A 20,018-nucleotide genomic window follows, 5' to 3' on the forward strand; every position below is an offset into this window, starting at 1 on the left:
GCATATTGGGTTAGAATTGATTATATGGAAGACCTGAGCAGGACAGCCTCTATAGAAGCCCAAATCAAGAATGAAAACACTGTCGAGATTAAAACCGATAATATAAGAATCTTTAGCATTCTGATAAACAGGAAAGCCATGGGACTTGAAAGAGAAGTAAGAATGTATGTCGACGGAGAGGAATTGGAGCTCTGTTTAGATGAATTTTCAAGGATAATTGTTGTGAAAGAGGACGGAAAACCAAAGTGTGAAACCGTCACCCTTTCTGAAGATTGCTTTGCAAAGGAATACAACTATATCGGTGTGGATGAAAATCTGATGGGGATTAAGCAGCTTTACTTTAACAAGTGTACTGTTGTAAAGCCCGATGTGTTTAAAGACAGCAAAAACGCTTTGGCGAAAAAGCTTCCGGCTGTTTTGCAAAACCCCATCAAGGAGAAGAACTTGAATTACGTATACAATGGGGTTTATGAAAGTGAAGCTGACAAGACGTTGCTTGGTCAGGGAAACTTCATATATGTTGTGGATTTAAACAAGACCTATAGTGAATTTGAGCCTTTATGGAAGGAGATAGGATTTGAATTTGGAAAAAGCCATATAAATTATAAGAATAACAAATTTACTGGAGATTACTTTGCCATGGTAAAATGTGAAAATCCCTTTAGCAAGGGCAAACATGCTTTATTTGTTGTTTATAACAGTGACAGGGCTGCAGAAGAATTGATAAGCTTTTTAAACACTTTTGACATCAACTCTTTGTTCTACAGCGAAGCAATCGTATATAACAACGGGAATTATTATTCTTACAGGCAGTAACAAAGTTAGAAACTTCGAAAGTACATAGAAAAACCAATATTTTAAGCCTGTCGTTTACATCTTTTTTATTTTAGGTGCGGCAGGCTTGAATTTTAGATGGGGGTGTGAATCGATGATAGAAAAGAAAAATGCTGTGCTGTTGGAGAAAAGACCCGAAGAGGCTAAAAAGTACTGGCTTGAAAAACTGTCTTCCGAAATGAGCTGCGCAAGCCTTCCCGTTGATTTTGCAAGGACTGATAAATACAAAAGGGCAGAGTGCAAAATAAACTTTGACAAAAAGAGCTTGGATAAACTATTGGAGGTTTATGGCGACAACGAGCTCGATTTATACACTTTTCTTTTGACGGTATACAAGGTTTTGCTTTTTAAATATACAGGCCAGGAGGATATAACTGTTGCGTCTCCGGTGATTGGGGAGAATTGCAAAGCCAACCGGATTATACCTTTAAGGGACTTTATTGAAGACGAAATAACCTTTGACCAACTGTTGGGCAGGGTTGCCAACACAGTGAATGAGGCATACGAGAATCAATGCTATCCTATTTCCGACGTAGTTATATGTTGGGCATAAAAGATAACAAGAATTCCTTTGCCGGTACGGTTTTGGCATATGAGAGCATTCATGGGAAAGAACTCCGTATTGAGGAAGAGAATATACAGGCAGTTTTTATTTCCTTCAAAAAAGAGGGTGCTGAGATTTCGGGGAATATTGTCTACAACTCAAAAGTTTACAGTGAGGATACAATAGAGAGATTTTCCAAGAAGTACTCCCATGTATTGAGTCAGGTTCTGAAAGACAAGAATATGAAAATTGCCGATATTGAGCTTATCACTGAGGATGAGAGAGAACTTATACTTACGGAATTTAATAAAACCACCACACAGTATCCGTGGGATAAAACAATATGTGAGTTGTTTGAAGAACAGGCTGAAAAAGTTCCTGAAAATATTGCCTTGGTATTTGGAGACGAAACCATGACCTACAGGGGGCTTAATACAAAGTCCAACCAGCTTGCCCGGCTGTTGAGAGAAGAAATGGGCGAAACTTCGCCAAATCCAGTAATAGGCATAATGATGGAACGTTCCATGGAAATGATTATAGGAATACTGGGCATTTTGAAATCAGGAGCGGCATATTTGCCGATAGACCCAGAACACCCGGCGGACAGGATACGATATATGCTTGAAGACAGTAAAGCTTTATTTCTTCTCACAGAAGAGGGACTTTTTAATGTTTGGAAGGGCTTGGGTATAAAGGTTGTCAATATTAAAGATGACCTTATATACAAAGGTGATTGCTTGAATCTGCCGAAAAACAATAAGAGTACGGACCTTGCCTACATAATGTACACATCCGGTTCAACGGGAAAACCGAAAGGCAATCTTATTACCCATTACAATATCAGTAGAGTCGTAAAAAATACCAATTATATTGATATTAACAGCAATGACACCTTGCTTCAACTTTCAAATTATGCTTTTGACGGCTCGGTATTTGATATTTATGGGGCGTTGCTGAACGGAGCAAAGCTTGTTCTTGTAGATAAGGGAACCATTCTTGACATGCCTTCGCTTTCAAGACTTATAAAAAATCAGAAAATAACGGTATTCTTTCTAACCACCGCATTGTTTAACACTTTAGTAGACATAAATATAGGCTGCTTTGATCATATAAGGAAAGTGCTGTTTGGAGGAGAAAGAGTATCGGTTCCCCATGTGAGAAAAGCTTTGGAGTATATGGGCCCAGGCAGGATAATCCATGTTTACGGCCCAACCGAGAGTACAGTTTATGCAACATATTATCCTGTGGATGAAATCTCTTCGGATGCTGTGACAATTCCTATAGGCAGGCCAATTTCAAATACCCAGGTGTATATTGTGGGGAAAAATAACTGTTTACAGCCCGTAGGAGTTCCCGGAGAACTGTGTATTTCAGGGCAGGGATTGGCATTGGGGTATTTGAACAATCCAAAGCTTACAAGAGAGAAGTTTGTACCGAATCCCTTCGAGAAAGAATTATCGGATTTCAACCCTCATTTTTCTCCCAATGTCATGTACAAAACCGGAGATCTTGCAAGATGGTTGCCTGACGGGAATATAGAGTTTTTGGGAAGAATTGATTATCAGGTTAAAATAAGAGGTTTTCGAATTGAATTGGAAGAGATTGAGAAACAGCTTATGACATATGAGGAAGTAAAGGAAACAGTGGTAATCGACAGGGTGGCAGAAGACGGTGCCAAATACTTGTGTGCATATTTTACAAGCGACAAAAAAGTCGCACCAAAGCAACTGATGGAACATCTTTCCCGAACCTTGCCTGACTACATGATACCCTCATTTTTTGTACAAATGGATAAGCTTCCTCTTACATCAAACGGTAAGGTAAACAGAAAAGCTTTGCCGGAACCTGCAAGGTGTGCAAATGAAGATACCGATTATTCCGCTCCGGAAAATGACATTGAAGAGAAACTGGCAGAAGTATGGCAGCGGGTTCTTGGAATTGACAAAGTAAGTACAACAAAAAGATTTCTTGAATTGGGAGGAGACTCGATAAAGGCTATAAAAATAGCAGCAGAAGCTGAAAAATCGGGCATAAACATAAAGGTAAGCGATATATTCAGGTTTGGGACAATATCTAAAATTGCTGAAAACGTTAAAAGAAACGGAACGAAGGAAAAGTCGATTTCTAACAGCGAAACAGGGGAAACTGAATTGGGCAAACTCTTAAAAGCCAACTCCGGAAAGGAATTTGAAAATGAAAACCGGAGGATACTCCCGATAAAGCTGCAAAACGATGTTACAACATACCTTCACAGGTCATTGCCTTTATGCGCCATCTTAAGCGATGAAAGAAATTATTCTTGGTTTTACAGGCACTTCATACAAGTTTTTTCAACCACCCATACCTACGGTACAATAAGACTCGAATATCTCGAAAGGATGAACTTCTATTCGGATATATACGATGAGGTCTGCTATGGGTATAAAGATTTGGAGGATGTTGAGGATATTATAAAGTTCATAATTGATAAAATAGACTCGGGACATTACATTATAATCAACGTGGATGAGTACTATTTGCCTCAGAAAAGCAGGTATTTGAAGGAACACTTTGTGCACCAGCAGCTAATTTACGGATATGATAACAGTAGAAAAGATAATGGCAATAGGCTTTGACAGTGAACGATTATTTACGCATATAGAATTTGATTATAATGATTTTGCTAAAGCCTATGAAAAGGGAAAAGTAAATTGCAGTGAATTTATTACATGGGTTGATGAAAGGGCTGTGCAGACGCTAAGACCAAAGGATATAAGAGATGAGTATCATTTTGAGCCCAAGTATTTTGGAGAGCAGTTGGAAAAATATTTAATTTCTTCAGACGCGGACAGTGAAATTGTATATGATTTTGCGTCTTCTGAAGAGCTAAAGAAATGCGACCCTGTCAGGTTCGGCATTGATTATCATGATGCTTTAATACATCATATTCAAAATGTGTTAAATGGAAACTTTACCGTCTATTATAATTGCTTCCACCTGCTTTACGAGCATAAAAAGGGGATACTAGACAGGCTTCAATATATATTTGAAACATATGGCGGAACTGAAGAATTAAAAGGGCTTATTGATGAATACTCCAAGATACTGGCCAGGGCAAATGCAATCAGGCTTAAAGCCTTTGAAATGGATTGTGTTGCTGAAAATCCCGAGCATGTTAGTCCGATGCAAAAATTGCCGTATGAGTATATAAAGCCTATAATGGAGAATTTTATCGACGAGATTCGATTGATAAAAAGTGAAGAGCATGGGGTGTTAAAGCAGATTGCAAGTTTTCTTTCAGCCATGAATTCGTAAGTCTTAGTATTAATATGTATTTGTGAAGAGTGTGAAACAACGTTTGCAAATTAGGCAGCAATAATAGGCTTTCTATGGTGAAATAAACTCATAGAAAGCCTATTGCTTTGTCTTCTTGGAGTGAAATGAAAGAGGTCAAAGGGATTCGATGTCTTTTGTATGAATTTTAGATGGATGTTTTGCCTATCCTCTAATAACTTGTGATGGGTGGCTATTGTATCGTGTTAAACCGCCTAAACAGGATGTTGTTCTCAAGGTGTATATGCTGAAACAAGTCTGCTTCAAGCTCCTGAAGCTTGTCAAATGCTCTGCAATAGGTATTGCAGCCATCATTAGGCACACTGTAATCATTTGTTGTTTTTCTTAGCTCCTTTAGAATATCGCCTGCCGCATCGTGTTCATCTTCTGTTTCCTTCATGACGGCAGAAATCCTGTTTAAGAGCTCGTTTGAAGGTTTAGAGTCAAATTCCTTGATGACCGGAAAAAGAATTTCTTCTTCCTTAATCAAATGCTGCTCCAATTCTGTCTTAAGACTGTGAAACAGCTTGTGAACCCTAAAAAGATTGGGATGGTTTGAACCGTGAACTCTCAATATTTTTGTTGTAAGTTCACTAAGTTCGGGAAGAATCCTTCTCAAGAGAACATGGTGCGTGCTTACTATATAATCAATCAACTTAGTTGATGGCATTTCCATAAAATTAGTTTGATTTGAGATGTTTTTGGACTCTTCATAAGCAGCCTCCAATCTTCTTAATAATTGCTGTTCATCTATATTCTCAGCCTTTATCACTTCAGAAAGGGATCTATGTCCTCCGCAGCAAAAATCAATATTAAATTCTTTGAAAACCTCGCTTGCTTTTGGCATAATAGAAACAATTTCGCCAATGCTCTGTGACCTGTTAAATGTGTTCATAAATATTCTCCTTTCTCTCTATCAATGGGTTAATACTTGCTCTCCAAAAACTCTGCCAGCTTCCTCGGCAGCTTCAAGGCCTTCCTCACGGGCAAACTTAATGCGCAGAGGGAATAACGGGATATCAACACCTGTACTGCCGATGAGATATTTTTGATTAATCACGTTAAAGCCAATTTTATCAAGATAGTTTTCAATGTGCATGATGCTTCTCCGCTCCAACCGTAGGAGCCGAAAGCCGCTGCAAATTTACTCTTGACTTCTTCTCCTTCCAACGATTTAAGGAGTTCTTCAACATTTCCAACCATATCCGCGTACTTTGTGGAACTTCCCACCAAAATACCGTCACTTTCCAAAATTCGTTTCTTAACTTCATCCAAATCGGCATTTTTAAGGTTGAATACGGATGTTTCCACTCCTGTTTTTTCAAGTCCTTGGGCAAGCTTTTGAGCTATTTTTGAAGTATTCCCTGTCATAGTGGAATATACAATTGTAACTTTCTTAGGATGTTGCTGTTCCGGAATTGTGCTCATTTCATCATACATTTGAATAAACTTTGCAGCATTATCACGCAGAATATATCCGTGGGAAGGAGCAATTACCTCTATATCGAGTTTTTTAATCTTTTCCAGCATATCCCTTACATAAGGTCTGTGAGGTGCCATGATGAGTTTGTAGTAGACTTTAAAGTCTTCAATATATTCACCTTTTGCCAAATCGTTAAACAGCTCGTAGTTTGCTATATGGGTGCTGAAGATATCGCAAGGGAAAAGGATTTTATTCTCTTCCACGTAGGTAATCATTGTTTCCTCAGTGTGCAGGTAAGGGGTTTCAAAAAATCGCAGTGTTTTCCCGCCTATATCCAATGTATCTTTGTCTTTAATAATGACAAATTCTCTATGATGCAGCTTAAACATATCCTTTAGCAGTTCTGCGGCCAATCTAGTGGTCACGATTTTTGCCTTTTTTGCTTTGGCAGCCAAAGCGGGCAATGCCCCTGCATGATCCGGTTCCACATGGTTGATTACGATGTATTCGATACTTTCCGGGTCAATAATTTTACTGAGGTTGTCAACATATTCCTTTCCAAATTCGATATCCACCGTATCAATTACAGTCGGCTTTTCTGTTGTTAAAAGATAACTGTTGTATGTTGTTCCCCTCTCCAGAATCAGACGATGGAACGGCACTTTACGGTCATCCACTTTTCCTACCCAAAATATATTATTCGCAAGTTTAATTGTATCCATAATTAAGACCTCCTTGATTATTTAATATTTTCGTTTCCTTCGCTATGATTAAATCATACAACGTTTTGAATTTTAAAACTGTGACCTGTGTCATAATTTTGGACAAATAAAAAACCAAGCGTTAAATTTTGTTTTCGCTTGGCTTTCATTCCATAGAGCAGCAATATTTCGAATGATTATCCGGTGCTCTCTCTTTTATTTTGACGGTTTTTTCTGTCTTGATTTCTGGTATCATTATAATTGATTTTTCAAGGTTCAGACGCTATTTTTCAGCTGCGAAGAATTTTGGGTTAGAAAATTATTTTTTCCAAAGTATTTTCAGAAACATTTAGTCTATATAATCGGCCGTTGTAGGATGGATGATATAAATATATGTGTTGGCCGAAGACTTTTATTGTTGTTGCTTCTATTTGGACTAATTTTACCAAGTCGCCGTTATCAAGGGACATTTTATATAAATAGTTTTGATTTTCTAATAATCTTTCATGTGTGAAATAAATTTCACCATTAAATATATCAAATTCTCCTGTTGAAATCCAAATATCCCTGCCATTGCTTCTAACTTTCTCAATATTATTGCCGTCTGTTGTTATTTTGTATAGGAAACAGTTATCGTCAGTATTATAAAAATAAATATTGTTTTTGTATATATCAAAGTAGTAGACGGTTCTATCGTATATTTTTACAGTATTTTTCCCATCTAACTCGGCTTTATAAAGACCTTCGTCATTTTCATTGCTTGATGAAAAGTAAACATTTCCATTATATACATGAAGTGTATGAGCGTAAACGTTTGAAATCTTCTCCATATTGGAGCCGTCATTTTTAATACGAAAGATTCCGTCATTTGAACTATAATATATCCAATCTTCGAAAACTGCTATATTCCACGTTGCATTGGTTTTTTCCAGAACCTTTCTATTTGTACCGTCAGTTTTTAACATAACAATTTTCCCGTCAGCCATATCAATATAATAAATATCACCATTGTCGATTGTAAAATTTGCTACGCTGTCATCGCTTATTTTTTTAATCTTATTTTCATCTAAGTCCATACAATAAAGCTTGCTTTCATCTTTGAAATTCTGAAAAAATAATTTATTGTCATATTCGGCAACAGCCAAAAAGGGACTGGCATGCATATTCGGATTAAGGTTTATACCGGATATTATTCCACTTATGCGCAAAAATGCATATATTCCAATAATCATAAATATGAAAGCAGCAACAATTGAAGCAATTCTTCCCGGAACAAACATTCTGGTTTGCTTAGGTAATTCGGCAGGGGAAAAATTAATTTCTTCCAAGTTACTTGCTTTGGAATTTACTATTTTATCCCAAACATCAACTTCCAGGTTGTCAACTGCAGTTGATATCATAGAAAGTATCTTTTTCTCAGTAATTGATTTTTTCATTGGCTAAATCACCCCTTTTCATAAATTGTTTTAGACGATAATGCTTTTCTTAGCTTTCCTAAGGCTCTGATGTAATACCACCTTTCGGTGGATTGTGGAATATTTAGTAATTTGGCTATTTCTCTGTGTTTCAATCCGGAAACAGCGTAAAGTATTATAATTTGACGTTCGTTTTTGTTAAGTTTCGTAAGTGCTTCTTTTAACAGAAACTTTTCTAAGCTTAAATCAAAATCTTTAAAAAATAATTCTTCTAATAATTCATTATCTTCAAAAGTAACTTCATATTTTCTTTTCTTTAACAGATTCAAAGATAAATTGCGTGCAATTTGGAATATCCATGCAACTCCATTGGTTCCTTCCAAATATAAATTTGACTTGGTTTTAATTCGGATAAATGTTTCTTGTACTACATCTTCAGCCAATGATTTATCTCCAAGGATTGAGAAAGCAAAAGCAAAGACCGGTTTATGCATTTTTTTAAATAGTATCTCAAATGAAGAATCGTTGGCGCTTTTTAATGAACTAAGTAATATGTCAATTTCATTATTCAAGTATTTTTCACCTCCCTCATAAATATAAACAATTTAAGCAATCATTTTGTTGGAGAAAATCATATTTTTGGGCAAAATTTCAATATTAAATGCAACATTTGCTCCTCCAATTCTGTTTTGAGGCTGTGAAAAAGCGTTTGAACCATTATTTTAATATCTTTGTTGAAAGTTCACTAAGCTCGGGAAGAATCCTTCTAAAAAAAGATGATGCATATTTCTATAAAAAACCAAGCGCAAAATTCCGTTTCCGCTTGGCTTTCATGCTATAGAGCATCAATATTTCGAATAATAACTTTCTTGTTTCCGACCATTTCGATAATTCCTTCTTCCTGCAAAAGATTCATTTTCCGACTGACGGTCTCCCGCGCAACACCGATATAATTTGCAATTCCTTCACGGCTTAACGGCAGTTCGACAATGATTCCGTTTTGACTTTCTTTACCGTATTTTTTTGCAAATTCTATGAGAACTGCGTTTACCCTCTCTTCTGCATTTTTTGTCCCCATGCTCTCCACTGCGTTTTCCAGCCGTTCCAACCTGTTGCATAGCTCCTCAATGATTTTCAAACCGATTTCAGAGTATTCTCGGAGGAGTTTTTTGAAATCATCTTTTTTAATTGTACAGGCATGGGTTTCCTCCAATGCTTCAACACTGTATTGAGCGTTTTGGTTTATAAGAAGGTTCTTTTCACCGAAAAAGTCCCCTTGAGAAAAGATATATAGAATCTGCTCTTTTCCTTCAAAGGTATCCCTAAAAGCTTTCACTTTTCCGCTGTTAATTATAATTAGGCTGTTTAGGGGTGAGCCTTCAAGAATAATCATCTCTCCCCGGGAATATTGCTTTCTTATTATCAGGTTTACAACCCTGTTAATTTCCTCTGCGTTCAAGGTGGAAAATATCGGGACTCTTTTGCGCAATTTTATGCTGACATCTTTCACAGTTGCAACTATGGTTATTCATTTGATTACTCTCCTTTTTAGTCAAATACGGAGTTATATATTGATTGTTTACAATGTAGCAGCCTGTAATTCGTTATAAAGCTTGAATTTTGCGAGCAGAGTATTAATTATTGCAGAGCGTTTTACATTTATGGCGATAAAAATGCATTTTCATTTTACCTACAGATTTATTTTACCCCAACTTGCCGGTGTCTGCAATTCGGGGTATTGCTTAATATCTTTTCTGAATACAATTATCTGCATCCGTTTTGCCGGAATTATAGTTTCCAACAATAAGAATTGTTTACTGCTTTATTAAATTTTGTCGGAAAGTATGATGAAATTTTGTTATGCTTATCAAATCTCTTTCAACAGGACAAAAAGCAAATCGAATGAACTCCAATACTGTGGCAGAGATTGTTCCGATAGGGACTAAATAATAATTTGCATGCCAAGGGGTGCAATCATGGTTAATTTGATAGTGCATGGATTAATTGTTAAAGAGGGTAAAGTATTGTTGATTAAGAGAAGCAGAATAAAAAGGGGCAAACCCAATTTCAACGCAGAACGTTGGGATATTCCCGGAGGGACTGTGGAGATGAATGAGGAACTGTGTAAGGCAGTGGTACGTGAAGTAAAGGAAGAAACAAACTGTACTGCGGTTCCCGGAAATATTTTATATGACATGTACCAGTATGATCAACGGAAGGAGAGGGGATTTCTAACGTTGATATATCAAATGGATATCAAAGTAAACAACTTTCTAAGATGGTTAATATGTAGGGTGTAAGTTGCTTTGGTTCGAAAGTTGATTAAATAGTTAAGAATAGAGAGGAGTGAAAAGGGGTTGGTTTGAAAGAACGAAAATTAGGAGTTTGCATAATTTTATGCCTATTTGTAATTGCTGTGATAATATTTGAAGGGATATTGGTTTTATACTCTGTATATTCGCTTGGTTGGACAGGTATCGCTGATATTATTAATCTTGCAATCGTAATTATCTCTCATGTTGTTTCAATATGTATTGTTGTGTTATTTTGCATGAGGACTATATTCTGCTTCAAAAATAATACACTCAAAGGTTTGGTGAAATATATAGTATCGATTATCTTTCTAGTTTTCACATCAGTTTTTTTAGGAGAACTTTATCTTGTGGCTACTATTACTGTTTGCAGACCCCGAGTTTTCTATGCGATAAGATATTTTGATGACTTAAGTAAAGCCGTATTAGCTTGTCAAATAGAAGTTGAAGATATTACTTTAATTGGGAAGGAAATTACTCCTCCGGAAGCCACATCGATAAAAATTACTTGTTTTGAACCGAAGGATTTGACAAAAAGTATAATTATCAAGAAAGACGGAAAAGAATTAAGCTATGGTCCCTATCTGGAAGAGAGGTATGGAGACAATTTTTTTTGATGCAAAGTATATTAGAGAATGGATTGCTAATAGTTCTTATTTTGAAGACGGTGAAATGACTGAGAAAAATTTTAACAATTATAAATTTTACTTTGTGGTACGTAAAAATAAGTTTGATGAAAATTCAGAGGCAGAAATATTCATTGTGTTGACTAATGGGGATATTCCAGCGTATGATTATAAAAGTGATAAGATATTGAATTCTATTAAAATTTATAAAGTTGAGTAATTTTGAGGTAAAATTTTACATGACTTATTTTGCTTAAGAGAACAAGTCTATTTCAGTAAAGAGTATGCTTACGGATCATTATAATATTGATTAAAATAGGAGAGTAAGGCGGATCATGGATAAAATAGCAGCTTTTATAAGGGATGAACTGTCAGGCTGGAAACCGTGGGAAATTTTATGGATTACCGTAGCTAGCATAACAATTTTGGCGCTTTCCATATATTTGAACGAAAGCCTGATTGGGATTATCATGGCTATAACCGGGGTGATATGTGTTGTATTGACCGGAAAGGGCAAAATTTCGTCTTATGTGTTTGGAATGGTTAATACTATACTGTATGCATATGTTGCTTATGGTGCAAAGTATTACGGCGAGGTAATGCTAAATCTTCTATATTATGCCCCCATGAATGTGGTTGGGTGGGTGATGTGGAATAAGCATATAAGCGCAGAGACAAAGGAAGTAGAAAAGAAAAGGATGAAGGGCTTTGAGAGTATTGTTGTATTTTTAGGCTCTGCCATAGGAATTTTCTTATACGGTCTGATTTTAAAGAGAATCGGAGGAAGTCTTCCCTTTGTCGATGCTTTAACCACAGTGCTTTCTGTTGTCGCACAGATTCTTTGCGTAAAAAGATATATGGAGCAGTGGATTCTTTGGATTATTATTGACGTGGTTTCGGTGTATATGTGGGCAATGGCTTTTGTAAACGGAGGAGAGAGCATTGCAACATTAATTATGTGGAGTATTTACTTGTTAAATGCCATTTTCATGTTTGTCAAATGGTACAGTGAAAGCAGGAGGAATGAGGCAAATGTATAACGTTGGTATATATGGGGGGTCTTTTAATCCTCTGCACTTGGGACATATCAGATGTATAATTGAAGCGGCAAATCAGTGTAAGGAACTACACATTATTATCAGTTGCGGCGTAAATCGGGATGAGATACCGCCAAGAATACGATATCGCTGGATTTATCAAGTGACCAAGCATATTGGCAATGTAAAAATACACTTTCTTGAGGATGATGCAGTTGATAAAAGTGCTTATTCAAAAGAGTATTGGCGAAAAGATGCACAAAAGGTAAAAGACATGGTAGGAAAACCGATTGATGTGGTTTTTTGCGGAAGTGACTATGATGAAAATAGTTTTTGGAAGCAGTGCTATCCGGAAAGTGAGCTTTATATCATAAAACGGGATGGAATCAGCTCTACAGAGGTACGAAAGAATCCTTACGCCAATTGGGACAGCATACCGAATGTGGTGAGAGAATACTTTGTCAAAAAAGTATTGCTAATTGGTGGAGAAAGCACAGGGAAATCAACGCTTACGATAAATTTGGCAAATTATTATAATACAAATTATGTGGAAGAAGTCGGAAGAGAAATTTCTATGCGTTCCGGAACAGATATTCTTATGATACCCAGTGATTTTACCGATATTTTGCTGACACATAAGATGAAAGAATTGGAGGCAATTAAACACAGCAACAAAGTTTTGTTCATTGACACGGATTGTTTGATTACCCGGTTCTATATTGATTTTCTGGATGATCCGCAAAATGATAAGGATAGGAATAAGGCGTTGGCTGACGCAATTTCAGATTTAAACCATTATGATTTGGTGTTTTATTTGGAGCCTGATGTGGAGTTTGTACAGGATGGCGATAGAAGTGAAATAATAGCTGCCAACCGGGAAAAGTACGGAAATCAGATAAAGAAATTATTTGATGAGCGGGGCATTAAGTATATATGTGTCGGCGGAAATTATCATGAGCGCTTCCTCCGCGTGACATCGGAGGTTGATAAGATGCTTGGTATTAATAGATAGAATAACATTATGAGCCTTTACAGGCTCAATCATTATCAAAATAATTGCGATGTCATAGAAAGATTACAATTCTATTTGGGAAAAGAAGAAGGAGGACAACGAAGATAGAGCTGTTAGAATTAAGCTGTATAGAGATCATATTTTATAATCAAAATTATAGTCTCCCACCTACTATATACGCACTATAATAAAATATAACTAATTTATCCGCAGGTGGGAACATGATAAAAATAAATGAGTTTTTTGCGATTCTGTTAATGATATTGCCGGGGGTTTTAACCGAAAAAATAGTCCGCTTTTGCGGGAGTGTCAATAAAGAAAAAAAGCATAGCGATTTTATGACTACTATAAACGGTATATTATATAGCTTGCCGATTGTGATTTTTGTGGGGTTTGTGGCGGATTGGCTTTGGGGATTTGACAACATAACCGAAATATTTGATTCTTTAAGTTCTATCCGTTTTTTAGCGGTATTCATGGCAATGTCGGTTGCTACTTCAATTATTTTTGGTATTGTTGTAGCTTGGTTTATTAGAAAATATCAAAATCCCATAAGGGCATTTGTACAGAAAAAAATATTCAGAAAAAATATTTTGACCAGCGAAGATACGTGCTGGGAATCATTCTTTTTCAGCAGAGACTCTATGTATCTTGAAGTGATTAAAGACGGTAAATCTTATTTTGGCTTTCATACTCAATTTTCTTTGAATGATGAGCAAAAGGAGCTAATACTGCATCCGATAAAAAACTTGAATTATTATCCTGAAGAAGAGATACGGCCGTTATTCCAAGATGTAAATCGAATTTTTATAAATTTTGAAAAAAATATCGTAATCAAGGATTACGATACCACCAAATATAAAGAATGGTTGAAAGAGAAAATTGAAAGAGAAAATGCTAATCCTTAGGTTTGGGTGGTGGAGATGGCGGCGGATTAATCGGTGTTCCGGACCGTGTTTCGCCGTTTGGTTTATCATGCATTTAATGATCCTCCCTTCTTTTTATATTCAAAGTATATGACACGGATATATTGGAAAAGCACCGGATAATTTTTACTGAAACAAGACGGTCCGGCATAATGGACGACTTCAAATTGTACCGGAATTGATTATTCCGGTTTATTTACACCCTAAGCTTATTTTCTGCATATTTTAAATAAGATACATAATTTTGGATGACATAACAACACAGCATTCGACAGGGGGGCGATGAAAATGGATTTACAGGAGTGGGCAAAAGAAAACATTGAATTTGTGGGAAACTCCAACACCAACAAGTCAAGCCGGCAAGGGCGAATTCCCGAAATAATAGTCGACCATATATCCGAAGGCACTATGTCCAGTATGATAAGCTGGTTTACATCCCAGGACAACAAAGTTTCCAGTGCTCATTTTGGGGTGAGCAAAGCAGGTAAGATATATCAATTTGTTGCAATAGAGGATTGTGCATGGGCGAATGGGCTGACGTCAGGAATTGAAAATGCCACAGCTGAACTGGTGCTAAAGAAAGGTAAGTCCGAAAATCCCAACTGGTATTCGGTAAGCATTGAACATGAAGGTGTTTGGGCAGAGACAAAAGGAGTATTAACTCCGGAACAGCTAAAGGCAACAAAGATGCTTCACAAATATATAATAGAATATGTAAAAGATAAATACGGCCACAAAATTGAGCCGTCACGAGAAACTATAATAGGTCATTCTGAGATAGACAAAACCCAAAGACCCAACTGCTGGGGAACTGTTCCCGTTTCGGGAGATAATAGACTTTTTAATTAATGAAGGCTTACCTTTTAAAGACATAAAAGGCCACTGGGCACAAGAACTGATAGTTGATGCGTATGAGCAGGGCATTATAAAAGCTATCAAGACGGAACCTTTAGGCCCGATGCGCCGTTGAGCAGAGCTGAAGGAACAGCTCTTGCCATGTCAATACTGAAAAAGCTTAAGGAATAAATCTATAAGAAGTAAATCTTCAAATAATAATTCTAATTGGCCTCATTGTAATCTAATTGGGGCTTTTCTTTTTTAAATCATGACTAAATCTATATCAGAAATAATAAATAAACTATTGACAATGGAATAATTATCATTTAAAATAAAATACAATAAAACATATATGATAACTAAGGATTAGGGTTGACCAGAAAACTGGAGGCTTGGGCAATTCACTATAAAGTGAAAAACAATGCCTCTTATTTTTTACAAGGAGATGAGGGCGATTGAGTGAAAGAGAGCTTGGATTCGATACTTTGCAGGTTCATGCAGGTCAGGTGCCGGACCCTACGACAGGTTCCAGGGCTGTTCCGATTTATCAAACGGCATCATATTCAATAGAAAGCCAGGAACGTGCAGAAATATTGTTCTCACTAAAGGAATTCGGATATACATATACAAGGATAGTAAACCCTACAAATGATGTGCTGGAGCAGAGAATAGCGGCGCTTGAGGGAGGTTCCGGAGCTTTGGCTCTTGCATCCGGCTCGGCAGCAGTTACATATTCAATATTGAATATTGCCAAAGCGGGAGATGAAATTGTTGCTGCAAGTACCTTGTATGGGGGGACGTACAATCTATTTTCCGTTACATTGCCTGACCTTGGAATAAAAACTGTTTTTGTAGACCCTGATGATCCTGAAAACTTCAGAAAGGCCATCACAGAGAAAACGAAGGCACTTTATATTGAGTCGATAGGCAATCCCGGTATTAATATCATTGACATTGAGAAGGTAGCCGCATTGCCCATCAAAACGGAATTCCTCTAATTGTTGATAACACTTTTGGTACTCCTTATCTTATAAAACCCTTTGAATACGGAGCTGATATTGTAGTTCATTCGGCCACAAAATTTATTGGTGGCCACGGTACTTCCATAGGTGGACTTATAGTTGACGGGGGAAAGTTTGACTGGTCCGAAAGCGAAAAATTTCCGGGATTTACAGAACCGGACACAAGCTACGGAGGCCTTAGGTTTTATGAGCGCTTTAAACAAATTGCTTACATAGTAAGGGCCAGAGTAAAGTTATTGCGCGATACCGGTGCAGCTATAAGTCCCTTTAACTCTTTTTTGCTTCTTCAAGGCTTGGAGACCCTTTCCTTGAGGGTGCAAAAACACGTATCCAACGCGCAAAAAATAGCGGAGTTTTTAAAGGAACATCCAGCTGTTTCATGGGTTAATTATCCGGGTCTTCCGTGCAATAAATATTATGAGCTGGCTAAAAAGTATTTTCCCAAAGGGCCGGGTTCTATTTTTACCTTTGGCATAAAAGGTGGAGTTGATGCTGCAAAGAGGTTTATTGATAATCTTGAAATTTTCTCGCTTCTGGCAAATGTTGCAGATGCAAAATCATTGGTAATCCATCCTACAAGCTCAACTCACGCCCAGCTTTCGGAAGATGAACAGAGGGCTGCAGGGGTTGCACCCGACATGATTCGTCTTTCCATTGGTATAGAGGACGCAGAGGATTTGATTTTCGATTTGGATCAGGCGTTAAGAAAGGCAACCGACGTCTAAAGTGCAAGGCTTTCCAATAAAAGTCGAATAAATTCTGTTCTAAAGAAGTTCCTAAAGGGTTTAGGAATTTTAAAATAACAAAAACACGACTAAACAAGTATGAATACTAATGAAAACGGCTGAAATACTTAAAAAGCAGAGAAAATTAAGCAAATATAACAGATTAGGGGGGAGGATTTAAAATGAAAAGAAAGCTTTTTTCGGTAATTGCCATGATACTGCTCTTTACTTTGGTGTTGCCGGGATGCAGAAAAGAGGAAAGCACACCGGCAGGCAACTTAAATGAAACGGGAACAACAGTAGTAAGTCCCGGCAATGGCTCAAAGCAACAGAAAAAGAAGATAACCGTATCCTATGCCGGAGGAACGTGCGAAGCGCCATTGTTTGCGGCATACCATAAAGGCTTTTTCGAGGATGAGGGCCTAGAGGTTGAGTTCGTAAAAGCAGATTTCGAAAAGCTAAAAACCGGAATAGCTTCAGGAAAAATTGACGCATCTGTGGGTAACTTCGCATGGTTTAAAGCGATTGAACAAGGCTTGAAGGTTAAGCTTACCGCAGGAATTCACGCCGGATGTATTGTAGCTGTGGCGCCGCCCGACTCCGGTATAAAAAGTGTTACAGACCTAAAAGGCAAAACCATAGGTGTGGAATCAATAGGCGGAGGGCCAATGATTATTCTGTCCTTTGAGCTTCAAAAAGCCGGGCTCGACCCTAAAAAGGATGTTCAGTGGAAGGCATTTCCTTCTGCGCAGCTTGAAACAGCGATTGACAAAAAGGAGATTGATGCCTTTATCACTTGGGACCCGTTCGGAACAAAACTTGTCAAGGAAAAGAACTATGTTGCCTTGGTTGATATAGCAAAAGATGAGCCATATAGATCAGGATACTGCTGCTATGTGGTTGTAAGTGAAAAGCTGGTAAAAGAAGACCCGGATGCTGCAGCCAGATATACCAGAGCAGTTTTGAGAGCCACCGAGTGGGTGGGTGAAAATATTGATGAGGCCTCTAAAATTGAGGTTGACAACAAGTATGTATCTGTGAGTGTTGAACAGAATGCAGAATTTCTTAGAGGCTACGTTTGGAGACCGGGGGTAAAAAGCGCAAAAGAAAACATCAAATTCTTTATTCATGAACAGAAAGAGCAAGGTATACTTGAAGCTTCTACCGATGAAACAGAATTATTTAACAAGATATTTGCAGAAGTCATACCTGACTTTAATGGAAATTAAGAAACTTTAAATGGGGGATAAATCAATGGCCGTAAATCCGTTAAACTACTCAGAAAACATCAGCATACATAGTAATGTGGGCATAAACTCCAAAACAAGAAAAATATTTTCCCCGTAATAGTTTTACCGCTTTTTGCTTTTGTATTAGCTCTGCATCTTCATCTAACCTTGCCAAACAACCAGGAATTCAATATCCGTTATACATATGCAGCAGTTCTGGCGACAGCGGCGGTTTTGTATCTGGTACTGTGCCTGCTTTCACTGAAGATTGAAACACTATCCCGCAAGCTTAAACATTTTGTACCCCTTGTTACGGTGGCAGTCCTGTTATTGGAGCTATGGGACCTGGCAACACTGAAGTTTGCACTGCTTGAACTTCCCTACTTTCCCGGGCCCGACAAAGTTCTCTCGGTCTTCAGGGATGATTGGCAGCTCCTTCTTATAAGCACATTGCATTCAATAAGGCTTATGTTCATCGCCTATTTGATTGGAGTATCCCTTGGACTGGTTACGGGTATAACAATGGCTGGAGCAAAAAGGTCAACTACTGGCTAACACCGTTCCTTAGAATAATAGGTCCCATTCCTGCCACCGCATGGATTCCGGTAGCAATGGTGGTTTTCCCCAATACTTTCTCCGCAAGTGTGTTCTTGATTGTCCTTGCAGTTTGGTTCCCGGTGACGGTTATGACCAGCTCCGGCATAGCAAATGTGAGAAACTCCTTCTTTGAAGTGGCAAAGACATTGGGAGCGGATAGAAAATATCTGATATTTAAAGTTGCCATACCGGCAGCTTACCCCAACATATTTATTGGGCTGTTCATGGGAATGGGCTCTTCATTCCTGACCTTGATTGTGGGCGAAATGTTGGGTGTAAAAGCCGGGCTCGGATGGTATATCAACTGGGCGCAAGGTTGGGCAGAGCTTCACAAGGTGTATGCAAGTCTTATTTTAATGGCGGTAATGTTCTCAAGCTTTTGACCTTGCTGTTCAAGTTTAAGGACAGAGTTCTAATCTGGCAAAAGGGGCTGATAAAATGGTAAATTCCCGGAAAGTAGATTCAGGAAAGCTTGAGATTAAAAATGTAGGACGCACTTTTCTAGATGTAAAGGGTAATGAAATCGTAGCACTAAAGGATGCAAGCCTTATCGTAAATGAAGGGGAATTTGTCTCCCTTGTAGGTCCCAGTGGATGCGGTAAATCCACTTTACTAAGACTCATCGCAGGACTTGATACTCCAAGCCTTGGAGAAGTGTTGCTTGACGGGACACCGATTTCGGGCCCGGGTTATGAAAGGGGGCTAGTGTTTCAAGACCCAACCCTTTTCCCGTGGCTCAATGTGAAAAATAATGTGGCCTCGGGATTGGTTGCAAGAAAGGTTTATAACAAAAAGGAAAATGAAGTGCAGGATTATATCAATCTTGTGGGCCTTACCGGTTTTGAAAACTCGTATCCTCACCAATTGTCGGGGGGAATGGCCCAAAGGGTGGCCCTTGCCAGGGCACTGGTGAACCATCCGAAGGTACTACTCTTGGATGAACCGCTGGGAGCTTTGGATGCTTTTACCCGTATGCAAATGCAAGATGAGATTTTAAGAATATGGCAGGAGCGCCAAACCACTGTTGTTTTGGTAACCCATGATATAGATGAGGCAATCTACATGAGCGACAGAATTGTAATTATGACACCAAGACCGGGAAAGATTCAGGAGACAATAAAAGTCGAGATTGGAAGGCCGAGACGAAGAAACGATCCCGACTTCTTCAAAATAAGGTCAAAAATCCTTGAAATCTTACATTTCGCAAAAGAAGAACAGCTAAGCTATTATCTCTGATTGTAAAAATAACCTTTGATTTTTAACCGTTTCAAAATCTAAAAAGGTTTGGGGGAAGTATCTATGGCAGAAATAAATAAAAACGACAAAAAAGCGCTTACTGAGGAAGATACAAAGAGGTTAATAAAAATCATCAATGATATAAAATTCGGAACCGTCACAATTATTATTCAGGACGGCAAGGTGATTCAGATTGAAAAAAACGAAAAAATAAGGCTTGTTTAAAGGTG

The 20,018-nt window shown here is 37.8% G+C and carries 20 protein-coding genes and 3 pseudogenes; 18 read left to right on the forward strand and 5 right to left on the reverse strand.

The features are described from left to right. Positions 1-24 precede the first annotated feature (24 nt). The 4 genes from JCM21531_RS00215 (at position 25) to JCM21531_RS00225 (ending at position 4,672) form a co-directional block, all read left to right on the forward strand. Positions 25-816 carry a hypothetical protein gene (locus JCM21531_RS00215; protein WP_038286515.1) on the forward strand — a complete coding sequence of 264 codons (792 nt, stop codon included), beginning with the start codon at positions 25-27 and terminating at the stop codon, positions 814-816. Between the two features lie 112 nt (positions 817-928). Continuing rightward, positions 929-1,387 (forward strand): condensation domain-containing protein, encoded by a 459-nt coding sequence (locus JCM21531_RS17500; protein WP_054846938.1) that lies wholly within the window; start codon positions 929-931, stop codon positions 1,385-1,387. Next, positions 1,375-3,993: a non-ribosomal peptide synthetase gene (locus tag JCM21531_RS00220; protein ID WP_054846939.1), complete on the forward strand. Its 2,619-nt coding sequence runs from the start codon at positions 1,375-1,377 to the stop codon at positions 3,991-3,993. Before JCM21531_RS17500 ends, JCM21531_RS00220 begins: the two co-directional genes overlap by 13 nt. Continuing rightward, positions 3,956-4,672 carry a hypothetical protein gene (locus tag JCM21531_RS00225; RefSeq protein ID WP_038286516.1) on the forward strand — a complete coding sequence of 239 codons (717 nt, stop codon included), beginning with the start codon at positions 3,956-3,958 and terminating at the stop codon, positions 4,670-4,672. Before JCM21531_RS00220 ends, JCM21531_RS00225 begins: the two co-directional genes overlap by 38 nt. Before the next feature lie 211 nt (positions 4,673-4,883). Here JCM21531_RS00225 and ric read toward each other — a convergent pair whose 3' ends face one another. From ric to JCM21531_RS00255, 5 genes and pseudogenes are all read right to left on the reverse strand, one after another. Further along, positions 4,884-5,585: an iron-sulfur cluster repair di-iron protein gene (gene ric, locus JCM21531_RS00230; protein WP_038286517.1), complete on the reverse strand. Its 702-nt coding sequence runs from the start codon at positions 5,583-5,585 to the stop codon at positions 4,884-4,886. Positions 5,586-5,606: 21 nt separating this feature from the next. Further along, positions 5,607-6,835: pseudogene (locus JCM21531_RS00235) on the reverse strand (FprA family A-type flavoprotein). Between the two features lie 290 nt (positions 6,836-7,125). Next, positions 7,126-8,250 (reverse strand): DUF5050 domain-containing protein, encoded by a 1,125-nt coding sequence (locus JCM21531_RS00240; protein ID WP_038286519.1) that lies wholly within the window; start codon positions 8,248-8,250, stop codon positions 7,126-7,128. A gap of 8 nt (positions 8,251-8,258) precedes the next feature. Then, entirely contained in the window at positions 8,259-8,801 is a 543-nt protein-coding gene (locus tag JCM21531_RS00245; RefSeq protein WP_054846940.1) for an RNA polymerase sigma factor, read from the reverse strand. A 263-nt stretch (positions 8,802-9,064) separates the two neighbouring features. Beyond that, positions 9,065-9,739 carry a Crp/Fnr family transcriptional regulator gene (locus JCM21531_RS00255; RefSeq protein ID WP_243466950.1) on the reverse strand — a complete coding sequence of 225 codons (675 nt, stop codon included), beginning with the start codon at positions 9,737-9,739 and terminating at the stop codon, positions 9,065-9,067. A 466-nt stretch (positions 9,740-10,205) separates the two neighbouring features. On the opposite strand from JCM21531_RS00255, the gene JCM21531_RS00260 reads away from it, so the two are divergent. The 14 genes and pseudogenes from JCM21531_RS00260 to JCM21531_RS18150 all read left to right on the forward strand — a co-directional run bounded on the left by JCM21531_RS00260 (position 10,206) and on the right by JCM21531_RS18150 (position 20,013). Beyond that, complete coding sequence (locus tag JCM21531_RS00260) at positions 10,206-10,529, forward strand: NUDIX domain-containing protein (RefSeq protein WP_054846941.1); 324 nt, start codon at positions 10,206-10,208, stop codon at positions 10,527-10,529. Between the two features lie 62 nt (positions 10,530-10,591). After that, entirely contained in the window at positions 10,592-11,158 is a 567-nt protein-coding gene (locus JCM21531_RS00265; protein WP_243466951.1) for a hypothetical protein, read from the forward strand. Then, on the forward strand, positions 11,139-11,387 hold the full coding sequence (locus JCM21531_RS19645) for a hypothetical protein (protein WP_243466952.1): 249 nt from the start codon (positions 11,139-11,141) through the stop codon (positions 11,385-11,387). Before JCM21531_RS00265 ends, JCM21531_RS19645 begins: the two co-directional genes overlap by 20 nt. A gap of 115 nt (positions 11,388-11,502) precedes the next feature. Beyond that, positions 11,503-12,207: a nicotinamide riboside transporter PnuC gene (pnuC, locus tag JCM21531_RS00275; protein ID WP_038286523.1), complete on the forward strand. Its 705-nt coding sequence runs from the start codon at positions 11,503-11,505 to the stop codon at positions 12,205-12,207. Next, positions 12,200-13,216, forward strand: a complete 1,017-nt coding sequence (nadR, locus tag JCM21531_RS00280) for a multifunctional transcriptional regulator/nicotinamide-nucleotide adenylyltransferase/ribosylnicotinamide kinase NadR (RefSeq protein ID WP_038286526.1) — start codon at positions 12,200-12,202, stop codon at positions 13,214-13,216. Before pnuC ends, nadR begins: the two co-directional genes overlap by 8 nt. A 221-nt stretch (positions 13,217-13,437) precedes the next feature. Next, positions 13,438-14,124 (forward strand): hypothetical protein, encoded by a 687-nt coding sequence (locus JCM21531_RS00285; protein ID WP_038286528.1) that lies wholly within the window; start codon positions 13,438-13,440, stop codon positions 14,122-14,124. 306 nt (positions 14,125-14,430) lie between these two features. Further along, entirely contained in the window at positions 14,431-14,991 is a 561-nt protein-coding gene (locus JCM21531_RS00290; protein ID WP_243466953.1) for an N-acetylmuramoyl-L-alanine amidase, read from the forward strand. A gap of 105 nt (positions 14,992-15,096) precedes the next feature. Then, a pseudogene (locus JCM21531_RS19650) lies at positions 15,097-15,168 on the forward strand (hypothetical protein); the annotation flags it as partial. 266 nt (positions 15,169-15,434) lie between these two features. Next, a pseudogene (locus tag JCM21531_RS00295) lies at positions 15,435-16,726 on the forward strand (O-acetylhomoserine aminocarboxypropyltransferase/cysteine synthase family protein). Between the two features lie 182 nt (positions 16,727-16,908). After that, the gene (locus JCM21531_RS00300; protein ID WP_054846942.1) at positions 16,909-17,955 is read left to right on the forward strand and encodes an ABC transporter substrate-binding protein; all 1,047 of its coding nucleotides are present in this window, start codon (positions 16,909-16,911) and stop codon (positions 17,953-17,955) included. A 168-nt stretch (positions 17,956-18,123) separates the two neighbouring features. Continuing rightward, positions 18,124-18,510 (forward strand): ABC transporter permease family protein, encoded by a 387-nt coding sequence (locus JCM21531_RS19655; RefSeq protein ID WP_054846943.1) that lies wholly within the window; start codon positions 18,124-18,126, stop codon positions 18,508-18,510. A gap of 26 nt (positions 18,511-18,536) precedes the next feature. Continuing rightward, positions 18,537-18,935 (forward strand): ABC transporter permease, encoded by a 399-nt coding sequence (locus JCM21531_RS18145; protein WP_243466974.1) that lies wholly within the window; start codon positions 18,537-18,539, stop codon positions 18,933-18,935. A gap of 55 nt (positions 18,936-18,990) precedes the next feature. Further along, the gene (locus JCM21531_RS00310) at positions 18,991-19,788 is read left to right on the forward strand and encodes an ABC transporter ATP-binding protein (protein ID WP_038286530.1); all 798 of its coding nucleotides are present in this window, start codon (positions 18,991-18,993) and stop codon (positions 19,786-19,788) included. A 63-nt stretch (positions 19,789-19,851) separates the two neighbouring features. Continuing rightward, positions 19,852-20,013 carry a YezD family protein gene (locus tag JCM21531_RS18150; protein ID WP_094184690.1) on the forward strand — a complete coding sequence of 54 codons (162 nt, stop codon included), beginning with the start codon at positions 19,852-19,854 and terminating at the stop codon, positions 20,011-20,013. Positions 20,014-20,018: the final 5 nt, after the last annotated feature.

Source organism: Acetivibrio straminisolvens JCM 21531 (assembly GCF_000521465.1).
Classification (GTDB): domain Bacteria; phylum Bacillota; class Clostridia; order Acetivibrionales; family Acetivibrionaceae; genus Hungateiclostridium; species Hungateiclostridium straminisolvens.

What these genes read in the sequence shown, in the direction of transcription:
- JCM21531_RS00215 (WP_038286515.1), top strand. Translation starts at nt 25, where the DNA reads ATGGAAGACCTGAGCAGGACAGCCTCTATAGAAGCCCAAATCAAGAAT.
- JCM21531_RS17500 (WP_054846938.1), top strand. Translation starts at nt 929, where the DNA reads ATGATAGAAAAGAAAAATGCTGTGCTGTTGGAGAAAAGACCCGAAGAG.
- JCM21531_RS00220 (WP_054846939.1), top strand. Translation starts at nt 1,375, where the DNA reads ATGTTGGGCATAAAAGATAACAAGAATTCCTTTGCCGGTACGGTTTTG.
- JCM21531_RS00225 (WP_038286516.1), top strand. Translation starts at nt 3,956, where the DNA reads ATGATAACAGTAGAAAAGATAATGGCAATAGGCTTTGACAGTGAACGA.
- ric (WP_038286517.1), bottom strand. Translation starts at nt 5,585, where the DNA reads ATGAACACATTTAACAGGTCACAGAGCATTGGCGAAATTGTTTCTATT.
- JCM21531_RS00240 (WP_038286519.1), bottom strand. Translation starts at nt 8,250, where the DNA reads ATGAAAAAATCAATTACTGAGAAAAAGATACTTTCTATGATATCAACT.
- JCM21531_RS00260 (WP_054846941.1), top strand. Translation starts at nt 10,206, where the DNA reads ATGGTTAATTTGATAGTGCATGGATTAATTGTTAAAGAGGGTAAAGTA.
- JCM21531_RS19645 (WP_243466952.1), top strand. Translation starts at nt 11,139, where the DNA reads ATGGAGACAATTTTTTTTGATGCAAAGTATATTAGAGAATGGATTGCT.
- pnuC (WP_038286523.1), top strand. Translation starts at nt 11,503, where the DNA reads ATGGATAAAATAGCAGCTTTTATAAGGGATGAACTGTCAGGCTGGAAA.
- nadR (WP_038286526.1), top strand. Translation starts at nt 12,200, where the DNA reads ATGTATAACGTTGGTATATATGGGGGGTCTTTTAATCCTCTGCACTTG.
- JCM21531_RS00285 (WP_038286528.1), top strand. Translation starts at nt 13,438, where the DNA reads ATGATAAAAATAAATGAGTTTTTTGCGATTCTGTTAATGATATTGCCG.
- JCM21531_RS00290 (WP_243466953.1), top strand. Translation starts at nt 14,431, where the DNA reads ATGGATTTACAGGAGTGGGCAAAAGAAAACATTGAATTTGTGGGAAAC.
- JCM21531_RS00300 (WP_054846942.1), top strand. Translation starts at nt 16,909, where the DNA reads ATGAAAAGAAAGCTTTTTTCGGTAATTGCCATGATACTGCTCTTTACT.
- JCM21531_RS00310 (WP_038286530.1), top strand. Translation starts at nt 18,991, where the DNA reads ATGGTAAATTCCCGGAAAGTAGATTCAGGAAAGCTTGAGATTAAAAAT.
- JCM21531_RS18150 (WP_094184690.1), top strand. Translation starts at nt 19,852, where the DNA reads ATGGCAGAAATAAATAAAAACGACAAAAAAGCGCTTACTGAGGAAGAT.